Annotated in this window: 18 protein-coding genes; 13 read left to right on the top strand and 5 right to left on the bottom strand. The window is 63.3% G+C overall.

What is annotated here, in order from left to right; translation table 11 throughout:
* Positions 1–151: 151 nt before the first annotated feature.
* The 3 genes from ACFWPX_RS33390 to ACFWPX_RS33380 all read left to right on the top strand — a co-directional run bounded on the left by ACFWPX_RS33390 (position 152) and on the right by ACFWPX_RS33380 (position 1,789).
* Positions 152–391: a hypothetical protein gene (locus tag ACFWPX_RS33390; protein WP_378932148.1), complete on the top strand. Its 240-nt coding sequence runs from the start codon at positions 152–154 to the stop codon at positions 389–391.
* Positions 381–998, top strand: a complete 618-nt coding sequence (locus ACFWPX_RS33385) for an RNA polymerase sigma factor (RefSeq protein WP_378932146.1) — start codon at positions 381–383, stop codon at positions 996–998. Before ACFWPX_RS33390 ends, ACFWPX_RS33385 begins: the two co-directional genes overlap by 11 nt.
* A 77-nt stretch (positions 999–1,075) precedes the next feature.
* Complete coding sequence (locus ACFWPX_RS33380) at positions 1,076–1,789, top strand: sugar transferase (RefSeq protein ID WP_378932144.1); 714 nt, start codon at positions 1,076–1,078, stop codon at positions 1,787–1,789.
* A 155-nt stretch (positions 1,790–1,944) separates the two neighbouring features.
* Here the strand turns inward: ACFWPX_RS33380 and ligD are convergent, their stop codons facing one another.
* A complete protein-coding gene (gene ligD / locus ACFWPX_RS33375) occupies positions 1,945–2,919 on the bottom strand; it encodes a non-homologous end-joining DNA ligase (RefSeq protein ID WP_378932142.1) in 975 nt (324 codons plus the stop codon).
* Between the two features lie 135 nt (positions 2,920–3,054).
* Here ligD and ACFWPX_RS33370 point away from each other — a divergent pair, with 135 nt between their 5' ends.
* Positions 3,055–3,240 carry a YegP family protein gene (locus ACFWPX_RS33370; RefSeq protein ID WP_378932140.1) on the top strand — a complete coding sequence of 62 codons (186 nt, stop codon included), beginning with the start codon at positions 3,055–3,057 and terminating at the stop codon, positions 3,238–3,240.
* Positions 3,241–3,286: 46 nt separating this feature from the next.
* Here ACFWPX_RS33370 and ACFWPX_RS33365 read toward each other — a convergent pair whose 3' ends face one another.
* Positions 3,287–5,173 (bottom strand): hypothetical protein, encoded by a 1,887-nt coding sequence (locus ACFWPX_RS33365; protein ID WP_378932138.1) that lies wholly within the window; start codon positions 5,171–5,173, stop codon positions 3,287–3,289.
* A 534-nt stretch (positions 5,174–5,707) separates the two neighbouring features.
* Between ACFWPX_RS33365 and ACFWPX_RS33360 the strand changes: the two genes are divergently transcribed.
* Positions 5,708–5,908: a hypothetical protein gene (locus ACFWPX_RS33360; RefSeq protein ID WP_378932135.1), complete on the top strand. Its 201-nt coding sequence runs from the start codon at positions 5,708–5,710 to the stop codon at positions 5,906–5,908.
* A gap of 177 nt (positions 5,909–6,085) precedes the next feature.
* On the opposite strand, the gene ACFWPX_RS33355 is transcribed toward ACFWPX_RS33360, so the two are convergent.
* Both ACFWPX_RS33355 and ACFWPX_RS33350 read right to left on the bottom strand, forming a co-directional pair.
* Positions 6,086–6,547 (bottom strand): hypothetical protein, encoded by a 462-nt coding sequence (locus tag ACFWPX_RS33355; RefSeq protein ID WP_378932133.1) that lies wholly within the window; start codon positions 6,545–6,547, stop codon positions 6,086–6,088.
* Between the two features lie 160 nt (positions 6,548–6,707).
* Positions 6,708–7,724, bottom strand: coding sequence for a hypothetical protein (locus tag ACFWPX_RS33350; RefSeq protein ID WP_378932131.1), 1,017 nt, complete (start codon positions 7,722–7,724; stop codon positions 6,708–6,710).
* 207 nt (positions 7,725–7,931) lie between these two features.
* Here ACFWPX_RS33350 and ACFWPX_RS33345 point away from each other — a divergent pair, with 207 nt between their 5' ends.
* Entirely contained in the window at positions 7,932–9,101 is a 1,170-nt protein-coding gene (locus tag ACFWPX_RS33345) for a hypothetical protein (RefSeq protein ID WP_378932129.1), read from the top strand.
* A 517-nt stretch (positions 9,102–9,618) separates the two neighbouring features.
* Positions 9,619–9,807 carry a hypothetical protein gene (locus ACFWPX_RS33340; protein WP_378932127.1) on the top strand — a complete coding sequence of 63 codons (189 nt, stop codon included), beginning with the start codon at positions 9,619–9,621 and terminating at the stop codon, positions 9,805–9,807.
* Between the two features lie 99 nt (positions 9,808–9,906).
* Here ACFWPX_RS33340 and murJ read toward each other — a convergent pair whose 3' ends face one another.
* Positions 9,907–11,613, bottom strand: coding sequence for a murein biosynthesis integral membrane protein MurJ (gene murJ, locus ACFWPX_RS33335; protein WP_378932125.1), 1,707 nt, complete (start codon positions 11,611–11,613; stop codon positions 9,907–9,909).
* Between the two features lie 441 nt (positions 11,614–12,054).
* Between murJ and ACFWPX_RS33330 the strand changes: the two genes are divergently transcribed.
* The 6 genes from ACFWPX_RS33330 (at position 12,055) to ACFWPX_RS33305 (ending at position 17,739) form a co-directional block, all read left to right on the top strand.
* Complete coding sequence (locus ACFWPX_RS33330) at positions 12,055–12,222, top strand: hypothetical protein (protein ID WP_378932122.1); 168 nt, start codon at positions 12,055–12,057, stop codon at positions 12,220–12,222.
* A gap of 109 nt (positions 12,223–12,331) precedes the next feature.
* Positions 12,332–13,432: a hypothetical protein gene (locus ACFWPX_RS33325; RefSeq protein WP_378932120.1), complete on the top strand. Its 1,101-nt coding sequence runs from the start codon at positions 12,332–12,334 to the stop codon at positions 13,430–13,432.
* A gap of 350 nt (positions 13,433–13,782) precedes the next feature.
* Positions 13,783–14,283, top strand: coding sequence for a hypothetical protein (locus ACFWPX_RS33320; protein WP_378932118.1), 501 nt, complete (start codon positions 13,783–13,785; stop codon positions 14,281–14,283).
* Positions 14,284–14,897: 614 nt separating this feature from the next.
* The gene (locus ACFWPX_RS33315) at positions 14,898–15,488 is read left to right on the top strand and encodes a recombinase family protein (RefSeq protein ID WP_378932116.1); all 591 of its coding nucleotides are present in this window, start codon (positions 14,898–14,900) and stop codon (positions 15,486–15,488) included.
* Complete coding sequence (locus tag ACFWPX_RS33310; protein WP_378932114.1) at positions 15,485–16,927, top strand: Mu transposase C-terminal domain-containing protein; 1,443 nt, start codon at positions 15,485–15,487, stop codon at positions 16,925–16,927. Before ACFWPX_RS33315 ends, ACFWPX_RS33310 begins: the two co-directional genes overlap by 4 nt.
* Positions 16,928–16,929: 2 nt before the next feature.
* Entirely contained in the window at positions 16,930–17,739 is an 810-nt protein-coding gene (locus ACFWPX_RS33305) for an AAA family ATPase (RefSeq protein WP_378932112.1), read from the top strand.
* Positions 17,740–18,280: the final 541 nt, after the last annotated feature.

Raw genomic sequence — 18,280 nt, 5'->3', positions numbered from 1 at the left:
GGACTGTCACCGCGCACGACCCGGATCGAAATCGGCCGTCACTTCAGCTCGTGTGACGACACGTCTGTTGGCGACATGTAGTAGTGAATCGCTGACAGGAGGACGAGAGATGCTAGGTCTTATCGCTGAGCTTGTGTGCCCAGGTGCGGCGGTGGTGCTGGCGCTGATCGTTCCGCTGATCACCCCGCTGATCCTCGCGCTGACTCAGGTGTGGCGCGAACGCAGCCGACGCAAGACCTACCGGGTGCTCCTGACCGCGGCCCTGCCCGGTACCGTTCTGCGCGATAGCCATCCTGACGGGCGCTCCCTAGTTCTTATACGCGACCGGAACCACTTCCCGGCGTACGCGATGCCACGCCCACTGAGCGCCTGTGATGCGAATGAGCGCTGAACGCCATGGCATGCCCTCCGCGCAGGACCGCGCCAGTTTCGAGACCTTCCTGCGCGTGTACCTCGAACTGAAGCTCATTCCCGTCGCCTATCGCTATGCGGCAGTACGCCAGTTGCCCAGTGCCAGTGCGATGGACATCCTCTCGACCGCACTGGTCCGAGTCTGGGAGAAGCAATGGCACACACTGGCGACCGAAAATGACGAGCGCCGTCTGGCGACGATTTTCCGGTTCATGCAGTTGGTCAGCCTGGAGCAGCAGCGAAAAGAAGGACGCGCCATCGTGACAGCGCCCGACGAACTGCCTGACTGTGCAGGCCGTGATCCTTACGAATACGTCGATAGCCGGTTGGCAGCCGAGTCGGCCGTGGCCCTCGTCGCCGAGGCTCTTAGCGAGCTCCCCGACGAACAGCGAACGATCATCGAGCTGGCGGGCATCGCAGGGCTGTCAGTCAGCGAAATCGCAACGCAGACCGGCCTTACCGCAACCAACGTGTCCAGCAGGCTGAGCCGCGCCCGAGCGCGGCTGAAACACATGGTCGGAGGTCACGTGCTTGCCGAATTCGGAATCGGAAGGCTGTCGAAGGAACCGGAGGGAGGTACACGATGAATCCGATCGAACGTGTCAGGGCATCCATCCCACCCATCGACAGCTACCCGCCGAGCAGTCACACCAGTGACACCGGGATGGACCAGCTGTTCGACCTGTTCAACGCGGAAGCCGAAGCCGACGTGACTGCCCCGATCACCGCCGAGGGCGTACTCCAGTTGGTGCTGGCTCGCACCGCCGAGGTGCCTCTTGGCGAGCCGCAGTCTCGTCCGCGCCGCCGCGTCGGAAAGGAAATCTTCGATTTCTGCTTCGCGCTGTCCATGGTGATTGCCGTGTTGCCCTCGCTCGTCTTTATCGCCCTCGCGATCAAACTCACGAGCCGAGGCCCGGTCTTCTATCGAGCGGAGCGAATCGGTCAGGACGGCAAACCGTTTCGGATGTTCAAGTTCCGGACGATGTACGCCGACGCGGATCTCGACATTCTCACGGCGCGCTCCATCAAGAAGAACACGCTCATGTTCAAGCTGAGCGCCGACCCGCGCATCACGCCCGTGGGCAGATTCCTGCGCAAGTACGCCCTGGACGAGCTGCCGCAGTTCCTCAACGTGCTGCGGGGCGAGATGAGCATTGTCGGACCACGGCCGCGGCAGACCCGTGACGTGGTCAATCGCCGCGTGCTTCTGGTGAAACCCGGGATCACCGGATTGTGGCAGTTGAGCGGACGCGACCACATTTCGATGGAAGACGCTCTGCGACTGGATCTGTCGTATGTCGAGAACTGGTCTCTAGCGCTGGATCTACAGCTCTTGACCAAAACGATCGGCGCGGTCGTACTGCACAATCCGACATAGGCAGCGTCTACCCGCGGCGGCCGAGTGGTCGTCGCGGGCAGACCGATGTTGGCAAATACGTTGCGCAATTGGGTGACTCGGCCCGTTCTGGGGCTGCGGTCAAGCCTGGATCTTGTCCGGTGCGTGCGCCGCATCGATGGTCGTGGGTCCGGCGGTCAGCTGGGCAGGCCGACCTCATCGGGTGTCTTGTCGGTCCGGATCCCCCGAAAACTTGGATGCCGCAGCAGACCGTCGCCGCTGATCTCGCGGTACTCGATATCGGCGACGAACACCGGCTCAACCCACCACGCGGACCGCGCGACCGACGCCGGCGGTGGGTCATCGAGCGGGCTGGTCTCACGGCGCACCTTGTCCAGCGCGGCGCGGATACTGCGCCGCGAGGCTGCGGTGAAACCGGTCCCGACCCCGCCGATACAGCGCAGCCGCCCGTCGGGGTGGTGCCCGGCCAGGACGAGGCCGCCGAAGGTGGCGGCGTTGGCGCCGTTGCCGGGGACCGCGCCGACGATCACGGCCTCGGTCGTGAGCCTCAAGACCACCTTCGTCCACGCCGACGAGCGCCGGCCCGGCTCGTAGACCGAGTCACCGCGTTTGCAGACGATCCCCTCCAACCCGGAGTCCGCGGCCACCCGCATCAGCTCCTCGGCGCCTAACTCGGCCAACGACCACATCGGTGGAACCCGCACACGCTCACCGTCGTCGAGGGTCAGGTCGGCCAGCTCGGCGCGGCGCGTGCGATAAGGGTCGTCGAACAGCACTTGGTCGTCGACGCCGAGCAGGTCGAACACGATGTAGTTGACCCGGACCTGGTCGATCAGCGAGGGCGCGGGGCGTTGGACGTGCATGCGCCGCTGCAACCGGGAGAACGAGGGTGCGCCGCGGTCGTCGGGGGCGACGAGTTCGCCGTCGAGCAGCATGGTGCGCCCGTCGGTGATCTCGGTCAGCGCGCCGACGATCTCGGGGTAGGAGCCGGTGATCTCGCGTAAATTGCGGCTCCACAAGCTGATCCCGCCCGGGGTGCAGTGCGCGATCGCGCGGACGCCGTCCCATTTCATTTCCGCGCACCAGCCACCTGGCGGCTGTGGTGGCCGTCCGGCCTTGGCCAGCATCGGTGCTGGCACCGAGAGACCCACAAGATCAGCCTATGCCCAGCTTGGAGCCACCCCGCGCGGGCTGCGGATGCTCGGCGCGGCGCCCTCCGCTCGACCGGAGCGGGCTTATTCTGCGCTGGTAGGCGCGTTTTCCCTTCGAACGAAGCGAGGCCGACCATGGCAGGAAAGTTCGAGCTCTTCGACGACGCCGCGGGCAAGGTTCGGTGGCGGCTCAAGGCGGGCAACGGCGAGATCATCGCCCAGTCGCAGGCCTACGAATCCAAGGAGTCGGCGAAGAAGGGCATCACCTCGGTGCAGACCAACGCCACCGGCGCGGCCCTCGTCGACCTCACGACGAAGTAGCCACCGGTGCTGGGGGCGTTGAACGTCGACGAAGTCGATCGTTGATTCAGGGCAGCACCGGCATCACGTGACGGGTCGATCGCTTTGAAATCGGTGCTGGTTCGAGGGGATCGTTGATCTTGAGGGGACCACTGATGTAGATGGGGATCTCCCTTGGGCGGGAGGCGTGTTCGCGTCTGCCGGTATCGAGGTTTGTGGCGATCACTTCTCGGATGTCGGCGACGCCGTGGTCATCGAGAAGGCCCCGCATGCGTGTGTTGAACGTGGGGGCGTGCTCTTCGAAGTAGAACAGCACATCCAGAATCTCGCGCGCGTGTTCAGCGACGATCCAGCGCAGAATCGGGTCGGCCGACTCGCCCGCGGCTACGACCAGTTCTTCGCAGAACCGTAGCTGGCGGCGACCATCGGGCATGCCCATGATCATCCGCGCCAGCACCACGGTCACGGTGGCGTAATCCTTGGCCAAGGCGATGAGCATCTTCTGGAACCGCTGGGGGGCCAGCCACGGCAAGGCCTCGAACAGAAGCCAGCCGCTACCAGGGTGTTTGGTGATCATCTCGGCGACGAGCGGGGCCGGGTGCGGCAACATCAGCACGGCCTCACCGAGCTTGGCCAGGGGCGGGTACAGATCTGGTATCCCGGTCCATGGCCGCAGTCGCTGGTCCCAGTCACGCAAGGCACTGGCCAGCACTCGCGTCGTCTGGTCTCGGTCCTTGTGGAACATGACGTCGAGGAGCGGGTCGAGGTGGGTCACTGCTTCGACGAGGTGGCCCACGCCGTGCTCTTCGTCGCGGGTGAGTCGTGGGTCGAGCATCGCGGTGCTCAGATAGTCGAGGTGTTGGCGCTGGACACCGACGAAGGCGGCGAGGTCCTCGATTCCGTCACCCTCGAGCCCGATCTCGTTGGGCACGCGGGAGATATGGCTCAGTCGCACCAGGATCTCGGTTCGCAGCTCGGGGCGCAGTTGCAGGTACAGGTCGGCCAGCAGGTTCGGGCGTTGCAGCACGCATGAGTGGCGGATCAGCTGCACCGCGGCGAGGAACATCTGGTCGCCGAAGCTGCCGGCCAACGCCGACAACAGCTTTCCCGCCAACGTCGGCCCATCGGTACCGCTGTCGATGATCCCGCCGAGCATGCTCTCCGGGCCGTGGGACAGGTCGTCTGTTCGTACGACGATTTCACGGCGAACCCGGGCGATATCGCCCTTCCTGATCACCCCGGCCAGCCGCCGACCGAACGTGATCATCGGATTCTGCTCGAGGACGCTGAACTCACCGTCTCCGCTCAGCGGAGGAGACACCGCCGCGATCCGCTCGGCGATCTCGGAGTTCCTGGAACTGATCTCGGCGAACATTCGGGAACTACGCGGGTAGTCGCGGCGCCGGATCTCCTCCAGAAGCGCCGCCGACATCCCCGGATCGACCACGGCCGCCAGATAGATCAAGACGTCCACCAAGTCGGAGAAGCAGAAAATGTCGTCCATCTCGTCGACGGCGCGCTGTTCGTCGTTGGCCTCGAGCAAACCGGCCAGCCACTCGGCGTTGCGCTTGAGCTCCGGGGACAGCGAGGCGTCGGCCGAGCTGCGGGTCGTCGCCGACACTGTAGACCTCGACTGCTGCCCGCCGCCGCGGGGCGGCCGCGGTCGGCCCAGCTCGGTCTTCATTGCGGACGGGCGCGAGTTCGACGTCGTCGCATTCCTCGCGCGCTCCAGCTGGGGGTCGAACTCGATGTGTAGGTCGTTCGACGATCTGCCGATCTTGCCCGCCACGCTGGTCAGGATCGCGTCGTAGAAGTCCTGGTTCGGGCCGGTCTTGGATTCGCGCATCTGGCGGCTGCACCGTTTGGTATCCAGCGCGGTCAACCCGTTCGCCTCGACGACCTGTTTGTAGGTCAGGTCCGCCTCGACGAGGAGTGCGTTTAGGCCGGCGTTCAACTCCGCCGTCGCCCGCGGCAGCTTCTCGAACGCTTCCGGAGAGGTCGGCAGAGGCCGCCCGGCTCGACTTTTCTCCGGCACCTGCGGGCCTTTCCAGTTGTCTGAGCTATCTGTGAGCGAGCCTCGTGCTGATCAAGTGTAGAACTCCACCCGGACAATCCCGAATCTCCACGGGGACAATCACATTCGCGCACGTCAGGGACTATTCCGGCTTGCTGGACAATTCTGTGACGCTGTTGAATCAAGGGGCGACCGTCAACCGGCCGTCGCACGAAAAGGGACCCGCATCGGCAACTTGACGGCCATCGATGCGGGTCCCGCGTCAGACCAACTCAGAAGGACCTGACAACACATGTTCTCTCATGAGGTCTCCGGATCGAAAGATCCACACGCCGAACATGACCGGGCACCGCTCGACAGTGGGCGCGGCGGCGGCATGGCGGCACTCAGTGGCGCCGGTCTCCCTCGGCGATCCTCGGTCATGATCAAGGCCACCGGGATGTCGGTGACGCGATCAGCGGGGCGGGTAGCGGCATGAACCTGCCAGCGCTCGTCATCGTCCTGGTTGTGTGCCTGCTCGCAGCGTGGGCAGTCATCTGCGGGCTGGGGGCAGTTGTCCTGGCCCAGAAGAAGGGCCACGACGGCGCCACGGTGGTCATGGCCGGGTGCGCCGCCGCTGGTGCCGCCCTTGTCATCGGGTGCGCCCTGCTGGGCGTAATCGCGGACATGGCCTGAGCCGTATCGCGGGCCCGCGCATGGCATGAGCGAGATCGCGCAGCCCTGCGGTCTTACTCGTGCCCCGCGGCCCGGCCGCCGGGATTCGTTGGGTGGCTGGTGAACACCAGGATGCCCGGGCATAAGACTGTCCCCAAGGCTCGATCGGCCTTGGGGACAGCGGGTGGTTGCGGTGAGTTACCGGCGGCACCGGTGGCGGCGGCGCCGCACAAGGGTGCGCAGCCGTCGCCAGCCGACATGAGACCGGCGGGCCAGGAACCGCATGCCGTGGCGCACGGCATGGACGAGGCGCCCGCTCAGCTGCGCGATACCGCGCCCCAGCCGGGCGAGGCCGGCACCCAGACCGCGCGCGGCCCGCAGGATCATGCCGAACGCCCTCACAGCGACCCCGCTGGTCAGCGCGCGCAGGATCCATACGCCGATGCGCAGGGCCCAGGCCGCCTCGGCGAAGCCGAACTGGGTGAGGGCCTCGGCGAGCAGCTCCGCCGCGGCGATCATGTGCGGCACGACGGCCTTGGCCGCACCGAATGCCGCCATGTATGCCTTGGGCGCCACCTTCTCAGTGGTGCCGAGCTCGGTATCGGGGACCCTAGAAACTACCTGTACTTCAGGTGACGTGTTGCCGAATTTGTTTTCCATGCCACCGACAAAACCTTATCGAAGGCATTCGGTCGAACTATTCAGCATTAGTCATGTATTCGTTTCGTGAATCACGAAAGCATTCATGGTTCATGCCTTGTTCCATGTTCCGAATCGTTAATCTGATTCGCGAACTTGAATGCATTGATGAACGCTTTCGTCATTCATAAACGGAAGCCGTAGGTGGCGTAGGTCCTTCCTCGGTCGGCAGCTCGGACGGGAACAGGATCGCCTTGAACTCGGGCGTGCGCATCACGGTCTCGATCGTGGCGTAGAGGGCGAACAGGTCGTCCTGCAGGCCCCTTCCGCGGCGAGCCGTGGGTCGGGTGATGGCCGGGTCGAGCTCGTTGAGCTTGGCCAGGACGTGGCGCGCGACCCTGGCACCGGCCTCCATCCACCGTTTGCGGCTGCCCTCAAGGTCTTCGGCGTCGATCGGGCCGGGGAAGGTCGGTTCGAACAGGACGTATTGCAGCCGGTTCAACCCGCTGTCGAGCACCGGCCGAAACAGCGCGGTGAACTTCGGGTCTTCGTAGAACTGGATGCACTCCTCGAAGACCACGCGCACCGCGGCGACAGCCTCGACGTCGGTGATGCCCCACTGCAGCAGCAGTTCCCAGGCCGCGATGTGGTTGCGTTCGATCTGCGACTGCACGACGGTCAGCGTGGCGCCCGGGGCGTACACCGAAAAGAAGTCCACCTCGTCGAGGGTGGACTTCAAGTCGATGCGGTGCTCTCGGCACACTGATCGCTCGAGCTGTTTGAACCTGTGATAGTTCAAAACCCGTGAACGACCAGCGATCTGGAGTACTCCTGTCCTGTACTCCGGTAGGCGTCCGGACAGGACGGCGTCGATCCCGTCTCGGCGGATCGCCCGGTAGTAGCGCATCGCCCGGGCGAGGTCGACCAGCGACTTGATCTCCGAGGTCGTGCTCGGCTGGTCGGGCACGGTGACGACCATGCCGTGGAAGACCCCGACCTCCTCGACGTTGAGCTTGTCGATCCCCACTACCTCGTGGCGTACACCCCGATCCTCGCATTGGGCCACCGCGCGCGAGGTCAGCTCACACGCGAGAGGTCCGGTGGATTCGATCACCATCCATGGTCCGCTGCCGTACAACTCCGCTCCGTCGGGGGTGCCGGGGTCACCGGCGCCGTCGTGAGGATCGCTAAGGCTCATATCCGGAATTGTCCGAGAATTCGCCACGGCCGTCAATACATGTCCGTATCTGCGATTGATTCATGTATTCGACTGTGGTGTTTTCATGAATACGTTCATGAAACCCGAATCCGTTCATGTATCGGTTGATGAAGTTATCATGTGTTTTCTAGGCCATTCATGAAACACGTATTGTGTTGATCTCTCGAATGTCGGAGAGTAAGAGTCGTGTCCGATCAGATTCTCGCCAGGTACGGTCATCTGGACCGCGCTCTCGCCACTGTCGTCAGGACGAGTATCCACTCCGTCCTGATCGTCGTTGTGCTCAGATTGGAAGAGGCTCATCGGAAGCTGGCCGGCCTGTCGAAGGACGGTGCCGAGGTCTGCCTGCCCGACAACGGCCCATCAGACAGGCTGCTGGTCCTGATGGTGGAGTTGTTCGGTGTCGAGCACACCGAGCTCCTCGATACCGAGCTCGATCCGATGTTCGCGCAGCTGACAGTGATGGCCTCCCGCGATGACCACGAAACTCAACGCACTGTGGTCGAGATCTTCGCCGCGGTCAGCATGTTCTTGGTCGCCGAGGCCAACATGTTGCGCCGATGCGTCGACGACCTCGGTCTCGTCGATGAGGAGGTCTTCGCGCTCATCGAATCGGTAGCGATGGAAGCGTTCACGCTATCGATGACGCTCAACCGAAGAGCCGACGAGGGCAGTTGGCTTCATCTACCCGAGCGCGTAGCGCGTGTAGAGCCCGCCAACGAAACCATGGAAGCCGAAATCGGCAGCGAAGCCTGTGACGAGTCCTCACAACAGGATCCGCTGTTCGAGGGACCTCGACGGCTCAGCAGCTGCCGGTGCCAGGCTCCCCTCGACGACGAGTACCGAATACCCGACTCGGTGGAATGCCTCGACGACGATGTGGTCTGGGAGCAGTTGCAGCAGGTCTTCTACAGCGAAGAGCACCCACCAGCTGCGCGAGATCCCATACGCCCCGATCTACCTGACGACGAAACTTCTGGCTCTGGATGTCAATTGAATGCCGCTCTGGTCAGAACTTCTGACGAAGTGACCAGGGCGGCGGCTCCGGAGAAAGGTTCGGTGGTCCTGACGGTTGTCGAGAGCGAGACGCGGCGTCGGATACGACCTATCGGGCCGTGGATAAAACTAGCTCTGACCTGCTCAGCCTCGGTAGGCTTCGTTGCGCTGATCGTGTCCGGGGGCGTACCGCCACTATGGGCTGCCGCCCTAGTTCCGCTCTGGCACATCGCAGCCGCCGGCCTCTATGGCCTATCAGGGCTAGCTACTCCGGAAGAAGTCGTCCGCCACTGGGCAAGCCGACATTTCATCTCGACTGACCGACGTTTCATCCTTGCTGATAGACGCTCTATCCACTGATGCCTCCGGCGGAGACCGGGGGCATCAGCGTATTCAGGGCCCGATCAGATGAGCGTGCACGAAGAAAGCGTCCGTCGACCGACAGACCAACACCTCTCGGCTCTCAGCCCTGGGTGCCGACGGCGTACTTGCCGATGCTCGGCGTGTCAATGACAGTTCTGCCCGAGCTCTTGCGGAACTATCAGTGACACAAGCGCATCCGCTGCGCGACCCTGGGCGACATGACAGATACGGGTGCACCTCCGCGGCGACAGTCGCGACCTAACCGCCTCCGCGCTCGGCGAACCGAATCGCACCCACCTCGGAGCTGTCCCCGACTCGGTTCGGCCCCTGCACTGAACAGCGCAGCCTGCCGATGCTGCGCAACATCGGAGAGGCCGCGTGGTAAGTGGCGTGACCAGCGGGGGCGCCGGTGCAACTCAGCCGTCGCGGCTGGCGATTTCGCGTTTGCAACAGATGGAGAACCCCCCTTCTAGGTTGTCGGCAGCACTCCCGTAACCGAGAAGGAAGAATCCCCATGAGCCCCGAAATGCTCGTCCTGACCGTCGCGTTGGCGGTCCTCGTGCTGGCGCTTGTCGTTGTCGCGATCGTCGTCGTCCGGGCGCCGCGCACAGACCTGCTGGCGATGCTGAAGATGATCACGACCACCTACGGGCCCGCTGCTCTCGTCACCGCCGGCCTTGCGCTGAGCGTCCTGTGGAAATGAGGTCTCTCGGATCCGGCAATGTTCCAACGAGAGCTCGACGGCCGTTCGGAAAACGACCGTTTCTCGAACGGTCCAGTCGACCTTTGTGAGTCGCCTGTCTTATCGGCGGGGCAGCAGCGTCTGTATTGCGCGCAGTTCAGGGATCCCGATGACGTAGGCGGCGATCGCGAAGACGACCATCGCTGCGGCGGCCCCGGCGGTGAGCGCGGTGATCTGTTCGAGGTGGCCCGGGTCGAGCGAGGCGTGAGTCAGGGCCACCGCGCCGAATCCGGCCGCGCCGGCGAGGACGGTGGCCCCGGCGACGCGGGTGACGGTGGTGGCGACGGTGGAGAATCCGAGCAGGCCGTGGCGGCGGCGCAGCAGGATGTGACCGGCGATCGCGCCGGCGACGTAGGCCAGCGAGCTCGCGACGCTGAGGATGACGATGACGGTGTGGTCGGTCAACACGGTGGCGGCCGCGACGAGAATGCTGACCTTGGTGGTGACCATGACCAGGTTGAGCAGGGCGGGGGTGCGGGTGTCGTTGTAGGCGTAGAACACTCGCATTTGCAGCATGACCAGTGCGAACGGCGCCAGACCGAAGGCGGCGCAGGCGACCGCGGTGCCGATCAGCGCGGCAGCGTCGCTGTCGACGCGGCCGGTGAACACCAGCGCGGTGAAACCCGGACCGAGCAGGGCCATGGCCATGGTCATCGGGATCAGCGCGACCGACAGGTACCGGGCGCCGCGGGCGAGGTCGGCCACGACCGCGCCGTGGTCGCCGAGGGCCGCCGCCCGGGAAATACGCGGCATCAGCACGGTCAGGATCGAGGCGGCCAGGATGCCGTAGGGGACTTGGAACAGCAGTTCGGCGTAGGTATAGATCGAGACCCCGCCGTAGTCGAAGGCGATGCGCATGGTGATCGCGACCCCGATCTGGCTGATCACCGCGTAGACCAGCAGCCAGCCCATCACCGGTAGCCCCGCCCGAACCGGGCGCCAGGTGTAGGGCAGTGGCCGCACCCGCCAGCTCCAGCTGAATCCGTCGCGGCGCAGCGCGGCCGCCACCCAGGCGGCCTGCCCGGCGATCCCGGCCGTGGTGCCGATACCGAGGGTCAGGATCTGGGCGGTGGTCATCGAGGCCGGGGTCAGGGTGACCGGACCGGGCAGGGCCACGAACACCGCGCAGGTGGCCAGCACGATCACGTTGTTGACCACCGGCGCCCACGCCGCGGTGGCGAAGCTGTCACGCACATTGAGCACCGCGCCCACCACGACGCTGATGCCGTAGAAGAAGATTTGCGGCAACAGCAGATACGCCAGCAAGGTCGCCAGTCGCCGCTGCTCGGCATCAGCGACGAAACCGCGGACGATCCAGGGCGCGCACAGCACCGAGGCCACGGTGACCACCGCCAGTACGAGCATGGTCGCGACCATCAGCCGCTGCGTGAACTCGCGGGAGCGTTTGCGCCCCCGCCGTCTCGCTCGCGTCAGCACGGGGATCACCGCGCTGGCCAGCACGCTGCCCAGCAGCAACTCGTAGACCATGTTCGGCAGGTTGTTGGCACCGTTGTAGGCGTCGCCGACCGCCGCGGTCCCCAGCACCGCAGCGACTACGAGCGTGCGCACGAACCCGGTCAACCGGCTCACCACACCCGCGAGCGCGACGCCCCCACCCGCCCGAACCAACCCCGAGGACCCGGAGTCTTGCTGACCGCGTACGCCTTTCAGCGCCATCGGTGCCACTGGTGCCACCGGCGCGACCGCACGCTTCTGCTGGTGCTGCACCGGCAGCGGTTGAGTCGCGAAACTGCCGTAATCGTTCAACCTGCCCCCTCGGCCGAGAATCCGTGAACAGCCACCCTACGGACCTCTCCGAACCGTCCGGATCGGCTGGGATGAGCATCTGCGGCGGGGTGTTCGGAAAACGAACGTTTACAGAACATCCGGCCGCCGCCGAAGCGCTGGCGGTGTGACTCGCAGTGATAGGTGGCGGTGATTTCGCAGGGTCAGGTGGCGCCGATGACGAGGGTGCCGGTTTCGACGACGTCGGCGGTGATGGTGTATAGATCGTTGATCTTCATAATGCGGTGGATCTGGGCGAACAGCCGCTGCAGAGACAAAATGACCGTTTGATCGTGGCCGCGTCAGCGACCACCGTTCGAATGTAACGGATAGCCAGGGCTCATTGAGAATGTTCGCAGACCGGGCTATTGTGAGACGAGTTGCAAGGTCCAGCGGTACGTGCCACAGAGGAAGGTTCGGATCATGGCCGGTAAACAGCTTCCTGAAGGCTTCTCGGAAAAGCTTCGCTCTCTAATTGGAGATCTTGAGGCGAACGACAAAGCCAGCCAGCGCGCCGAGTTTGGGGAAATAGAACTCAAGGTATCCGAGGAGGAAGCGCTTTGGTTTGTTGCCTACAGAACGGCGCAGTGATATTAGCTAGTTAGTTTGCTTTAGCGCTATCGGTCCAACTTTTGAATAGGCACCCGACCCTTCTACGTGAGGTGTGATCGTCGTGTGTAGTGCTATCGCGGACTTTTCCGTGTGCTCTGATGAGCATGTGTGGGCTGGAATCCAATCTCTCCTCGACAATTATGTACAACTTGATTCAGACGATGATGTCGTCATCGCGTACACGCCGGATTCAACAGAACCTGCGGCATGGGTGTTTCTTGCATTCGAGGAACGCGGCGTGAAAGCGGTTCTCGTCCGCATGAACCCATTGCGTGACCCGGGCTTCCATGAGCGGCTGTCCTCGGTAATACCGGAGCGTCGGGAAGGTCCAGGACGGTGCGTATTTCTACTCTTTGAGCGCCACACCATGTCGCACAACAAGGTGGTGAAGACAGCCTTCTCGAACTACGGGCCGGAGCAATACAAGGTCATTCGCGCAATTAACTCAGGACGCGATCTTTTCGGGATTGGTCTGGCAAGCAGTCCATCGGAGCTGTCTGCTCTGAACACGACAATATTGGAAAAATGTCGGCTCGCCAAGACGCTGCGGATCGAAACCGAGGGGGGCACAAACCTCACGGCTACGCTCGATAACTCTCGATTCCAATGGCTAAGCAACCGAGGTATCAGCCAGCCGGGGAAGTTTGTGGTGATTCCAGCGGGCGAAGTGGCGACCTTTCCTGCGCACATCAGTGGTACCTTGGTAGCCGACTTCGCCATAAACGTCAATATGTACTACGACGGTGACGCTCGACTCGAGCGCAGTCCTGCGATAGCCGAGATTGATGACGGAGTACTGGTCGATTTCCGCTGCGAAAATCCTGAGGTGACCGCCTTCCTGAAGAAGTGCTTCAAGAGACGCCACGCCAACAGGGTCGGGGAGCTGGGCTTCGGCACTAACACGGCGGTCAAGTCGGCAGTTGCAGAGAATTCGCATCTAAACGAACGGGTTCCAGGCGTTCATATCGGCTTTGGGCAGCACAACCAGACGGTCGACGCAGCGGGCTACTTCTGTGATATTCACGTGGATTTGTGCGCGAAAGGCGGACTGGTTTGGTTTGACGACTCGGTAGACCCGCTTGATCTAACGAATGTGGCACCGTCCCGGAATCCGCATCCCGTATTGATCAATTGCGAAGACGTGTTTTCTGACGATGCAGAAGATGATTGCTGCGGCATCTTGTCATGACTCATCCGACTAACCGAACAGCCTGCTTAGCCCTCGAAGCTGTTGTCAGAGAATGCGTTGGGTATCTGCCTGAATACATCAGCAACGAACTCCCACCGCTGCGATTCGGGTACCACGGAACGAACTTCGAAGATTTGGGTGCAAGAATCGTGCCGGCCGACCAGCGGACAGACGTGCACAGACAGATTGCGGATGCGTACACCTGGTGCACTGATCGGTTCCCTCTATCCGTAAGATCCTATCCTCGAAATGATCTAAGACCAAGTATCGGCGAATTAATCGTAGGCCATAGCCGCCACCGCGACGAGGTGCTTAGCGCATCCTCTGCCCAAGCGTTGGGTGTCGTCTTTATGGCCGCCGACTGGCCGCTGACAAGTCCCTATAGGTTCGCATCGCTCATCACTCATGAGGGCATCCACCAAGCTCTGTTCATCCGAGAATTGGAGGATTCTCCCGTTCGGCCAGGTTCGTCTGGATACTCGCCGTGGAAGAAGACTTTACGGCCAGGACGCCTCGTGTGGCATGCGTTTTGGACCTTTACGTGTCAGCTGGTGATGCTGTGCGAGTCTCTTCAACTTGACCAGCGTCTCATAGCCCGAGACCCATCCCTATTTAGCTTTCTTGCCGATATGGAGGCGCGTATTTCGGTGTGTCTTGACTCGCTGAAACTGACTGAGGTCGTCACGCCGAAGGAGTTCGAGCGGTGTACCAGCGCGTTTAATATCTTGACTGGATTGATTGAGGAACTGCTGGTCTTGCCGACTTTTCGCAAAAGCCGAGCTGACGCCGGGGATGACGTTTTCGGTGAATTCAATAATTGGGCCATCGAGTTCATGGATAGCCATTCGTGACGATGAGGGCTCTAGCCTCGATCTTTCGCCGGGCCTCCCTCCTGGCTTGATCGGTTTCGGATTGGTTGAAAACCGTTGATCAGCGGTTTTCGGGCAACCTGTAGCGACCCCCCCAGTTCTTTGAGCCGTCGTCGACCCGAGCGGGTCAATGCGATCAGATTGCGGCTCCCAGCCGCGGGCGGGGGTGGTCGTGCAGGGCGATGGTCTGCATCCAGGCGGTCACCTCCAGAACGAGCGCGAACCAGGGCGAGCCAGATATGGTTCGCGGCGAATGCCTTGTAGGGGGAGGTTACGGGCGCTGGTGTCTTTCGCGCCGCGGATGCGGTCTTCGCAACGGGGCCGGCGACGGTGCTGTAGTTCCAAGGTGACCTGCTCAACACCTTGTCGGCCACTGAACGAGGTCATCTGGCCGCTACTCGCCCGGGTTCTCGAATAGATCATCTACGCGGGTGCATCAACACACTCATCTGCCGCGAGGGTGCGGCATTGTGGATCGTTAACGATCGTTCGCGAGACACTTTGCCGCGCAGGACGTTCCCGCAGGTCGCCTCTGTAACGCTTGCCGTGTACGCGGCAATGTCAACCTGTCGGGGGTTCGCAATACACTCCGCGGCATGCGAATCGGCTACGGACGGGTCTCCACCCGCGATCAGCATCCCGAGGCCCAACATGACGCGCTCACCGCGGCCGGCTGCGAACAGATCTTCCTCGACAAGGCTTCCGGCAAGCTCGCCTCCCGCCCCGAGTTGAGCAAGGCGCTGCTGGTGGCCAACCGGCCCAAAGACCAACTGGTGGTGACCAAGCTCGACCGGCTCGGCCGTTCCCTCGAGCACCTGATCGAACTGTCGAAGACCCTGCAGGACCGAGGCGTGGACCTGGTAGTCCTCGATCAGGGCATCGACACTTCCACCGCCGTGGGCCGTATGTTCTTCCAGATCCTGGGCTCCATCGCAGAATTCGAGCATGCCCTGATGTCGGAACGCACCCGTGACGGTCTGGCCGCGGCTCGCGCCCGCGGGCGCACCGGCGGGCAGAAACCGAAACTCGGCCCGCGGCAGGTCGCCCTGGCCCGGCAGATGTATGACGAACTCGACGAGCGCGGGAAACGCCGATACACCGTCGAAGCGATCGCCGCCGAGTTCGGCGTTACCCGCCCCACCATTTACCGACATCTGGCCGCTGACGCAGCCAAAATGGAGGCGTGACGGCGGCCGGGCTGACCGGATTGACCGACGCGGACCGCCGCCAGGCGATGAGCCGCTTTGCAGTGCTGCGGCCTCATCTCGATGACGAGGTGCCACTGACCCGCGCTGCGGCACAGGCGGACGTGCCGCTGCGGACCGCGCAACGATGGTTACACCGCTATCGAACCTTCGGTCTGGCCGGGCTCGCCCCGACCCGCCGCCGATCGACCGACCGACGCACCCACCCGGACCTGGTGAGACTGATCGAGGGTATGGCGTTGCGCCGCCCACGCCCGTCGCTGGCGGCGATCACCCGCCGCACCGCCCGCGTCGCCGCCGAACAGGGGTGGGTTCCGGTGTCCTACAGCACTGTTCGTTCGATCGTCACTGCACTCGATCCGGCGATGCTGACCCTGGCGCACGATGGTGCCGCAGCGTTCCGCGACACCTATGAGCTGGTTTACCGGCGCCGCGCCGAACGTCCGAACGCGATGTGGCAAGTCGACCACACCCAAGTCGACATCCTGGTCCTCGATGGCGGGAACACGCGCCGGCCGTGGTTGACCGTGGTGCTCGACGACTGCTCGCGGGCGGTGCCCGGCTACACCATCAACCTGGGCGCGCCATCGGCGTTGAACACGTCGTTGGCGCTGCGGCAAGCGATCTGGACTAAATCTGATCCGGCCTGGCCGATATGCGGGATACCTGAGATCCTCTACGTCGACCATGGCAGCGACTTCACCAGCGAGCACCTCGCCCAGGTCGCCGCCGATCTGAAGTTCCAGATCGTGCACTCCACCGTGGCGCGACCCCAGGGCCGCGGCAAGATCGAGCGGTTCTTCGGCACCATCAACACCGAATTACTCAGCGAACTGGCCGGCCACCTCGTCCACGGCAAACCGGTCACGCCGCCGACGCTGTCGCTACGCCAGCTCGACGAGGCAATCGGCCGGTTCATCACCGACACCCACCACCGGCGCACCCATTCCGAAATCGGCGTCACACCACAGCAAGCCTGGGTGGCCGAGGGCTGGCTGCCGCGTATGCCCGAGAGTCTCGAACAACTCGACCTGCTGCTGATCCAGGTCGCCACACCGCGCGTCGTGCACCGCGACGGCATCCACTTCCAAGGCCTGCGCTACCTGCACCCCACCCTCGCCGCCTACGTCCGCGAACCGGTCACCATCCGCTACGACCCGCGCGACATCACCGAGATCCGGGTGTTCCACAAAAACCGGTTCCTGTGCAAGGCCATCAGCCCCGACCACACCGGCGACACCATCGGGCTCAAAGACATTCAGGCCGCCCGCCGCGCCTACCGGCGCCGAGTACGCGAGCAGATCAACGAACGCATCACCGTGGTGACCGACTACCTACCCGCACCTCCGCACCGGCCCTCACCACCGAAACCGCCGGCACCCGCACCAACACCGCCTCTGCGTGCCTACCAGGAGGACTGACCATGCCGACACCACGGAATTGGCCGTTCATCGCCACCAAGGAACACCGCCGATTCGTCGAGTTCGCCGACACCGTCAAACGCGACCGGACCATCGGAATCTGCTACGGCGCGGCAGGAATCGGTAAGACACTGTCGGCTTCTCGCTACGCGCGGTGGGACAAGTCCGGGCACCTGCTCACCACCTGGGGTCCCCGCGAAGAATCCGACAAAGACCTCTACGCCGCACTCTCCCGAGCTCGCACCGTGTTCTACACGCCCACGGTCGCGGCTACCCTGCGCGAACTGCGTGGCGACCTCACGAAGCTCTACAACCGGGTGAATATCTGCATCGACCAGCACGTCCACACCGGCAGCCGTGAGCATCGGATGCCCGACTACGTTGAACTGCTCGTCATCGATGAATCGGAGCGCCTGTCCGCCACTGCTGTCGAGCTTCTGCGTGACCAGTACGACCGCGGTGACCACGGGCTGCTGTTCATCGGGATGCCCGGAATCGAAAAGACCTTCTCCCGCTACCCGCAGCTCTACAGCCGTGTCGGCTTCGCCCACCACTACCGGGCGCTGACCGGCGAAGAGCTCACCTTCGTCCTGACCCGGCACTGGCACAAACTGTCCCTCGAACTCGACCCCGACGACTTCACCGACGCACAAGCCGTCGCCGCGGTCGCCCGCATCACCGGCGGCAACTTCCGTCTCCTGCAACGACTGTTCGCTCAGATCCGCCGCATCATGAAGATCAACGAACTCCACACCATCACCGCCGACGTCGTCGAAACCGCCCGCAGCACCCTGGTCATCGGCGCCACCTGAAGCTGCGAGAACAGCGCCACCTATCGCTGCGAGTCACAGCCAATGCCACTGTCGCGCCGGGTGTTCGACAAACGGTCGTTTTCCGAACACCCGCACGGGTGTCCGATAGTCCGCGGGCACGCCGGGGCCGGGTTGACGGTGTGTGGTCATCGCAGCCAAATCCGGCAGATCTCGATCTGGTCCCGCAGCAGGCTGTTCCGCCACGGAACAAACAACGCTCCAAACTGTGCTATCCCGGTGGAGGTCGGACCCGTACCTCTTAGGTACCCTTTGTGTGCGAATACATGCTGAGCATGTAAAAGCACGACCTCGCGAAAGGCTGAACCCCGGCTACCAACAGCTGGTAACCGGGGTCCGTGGCACGTAGACGGAGACTTGTTCAGGGCGTCCGTTTACGAGCAGGTGACGTGTACCGGCACCTATTGATTACTTGTGTTCGTTAAAAACTGCGGGGGTGTGGGCCCGTGGGGGCGCGACAACGGGCTGTAATGCAACGCCGCGTTGAAAACGAAAAAACACCCCCAGAGGAAGTGGATGAACG

It is taken from the genome of Nocardia sp. NPDC058518, from assembly GCF_042719655.1.
In the GTDB taxonomy this organism is placed as follows: Bacteria; Actinomycetota; Actinomycetes; order Mycobacteriales; family Mycobacteriaceae; genus Nocardia.
Note: the sequence above shows the minus strand (reverse complement) of the source record. Positions and strands in the feature narration are given on the sequence as shown.

Bases quoted from the DNA above. Each gene is read 5' to 3' on its own strand.
- ACFWPX_RS33385 (WP_378932146.1), top strand. From the start codon at position 381: ATGAGCGCTGAACGCCATGGCATGCCCTCCGCGCAGGACCGCGCCAGT.
- ACFWPX_RS33380 (WP_378932144.1), top strand. From the start codon at position 1,076: ATGGACCAGCTGTTCGACCTGTTCAACGCGGAAGCCGAAGCCGACGTG.
- ACFWPX_RS33370 (WP_378932140.1), top strand. From the start codon at position 3,055: ATGGCAGGAAAGTTCGAGCTCTTCGACGACGCCGCGGGCAAGGTTCGG.
- ACFWPX_RS33360 (WP_378932135.1), top strand. From the start codon at position 5,708: ATGAACCTGCCAGCGCTCGTCATCGTCCTGGTTGTGTGCCTGCTCGCA.
- ACFWPX_RS33355 (WP_378932133.1), bottom strand. From the start codon at position 6,547: ATGGAAAACAAATTCGGCAACACGTCACCTGAAGTACAGGTAGTTTCT.
- ACFWPX_RS33350 (WP_378932131.1), bottom strand. From the start codon at position 7,724: ATGAGCCTTAGCGATCCTCACGACGGCGCCGGTGACCCCGGCACCCCC.
- ACFWPX_RS33340 (WP_378932127.1), top strand. From the start codon at position 9,619: ATGAGCCCCGAAATGCTCGTCCTGACCGTCGCGTTGGCGGTCCTCGTG.
- ACFWPX_RS33330 (WP_378932122.1), top strand. From the start codon at position 12,055: ATGGCCGGTAAACAGCTTCCTGAAGGCTTCTCGGAAAAGCTTCGCTCT.
- ACFWPX_RS33320 (WP_378932118.1), top strand. From the start codon at position 13,783: ATGGCCGCCGACTGGCCGCTGACAAGTCCCTATAGGTTCGCATCGCTC.
- ACFWPX_RS33315 (WP_378932116.1), top strand. From the start codon at position 14,898: ATGCGAATCGGCTACGGACGGGTCTCCACCCGCGATCAGCATCCCGAG.
- ACFWPX_RS33305 (WP_378932112.1), top strand. From the start codon at position 16,930: ATGCCGACACCACGGAATTGGCCGTTCATCGCCACCAAGGAACACCGC.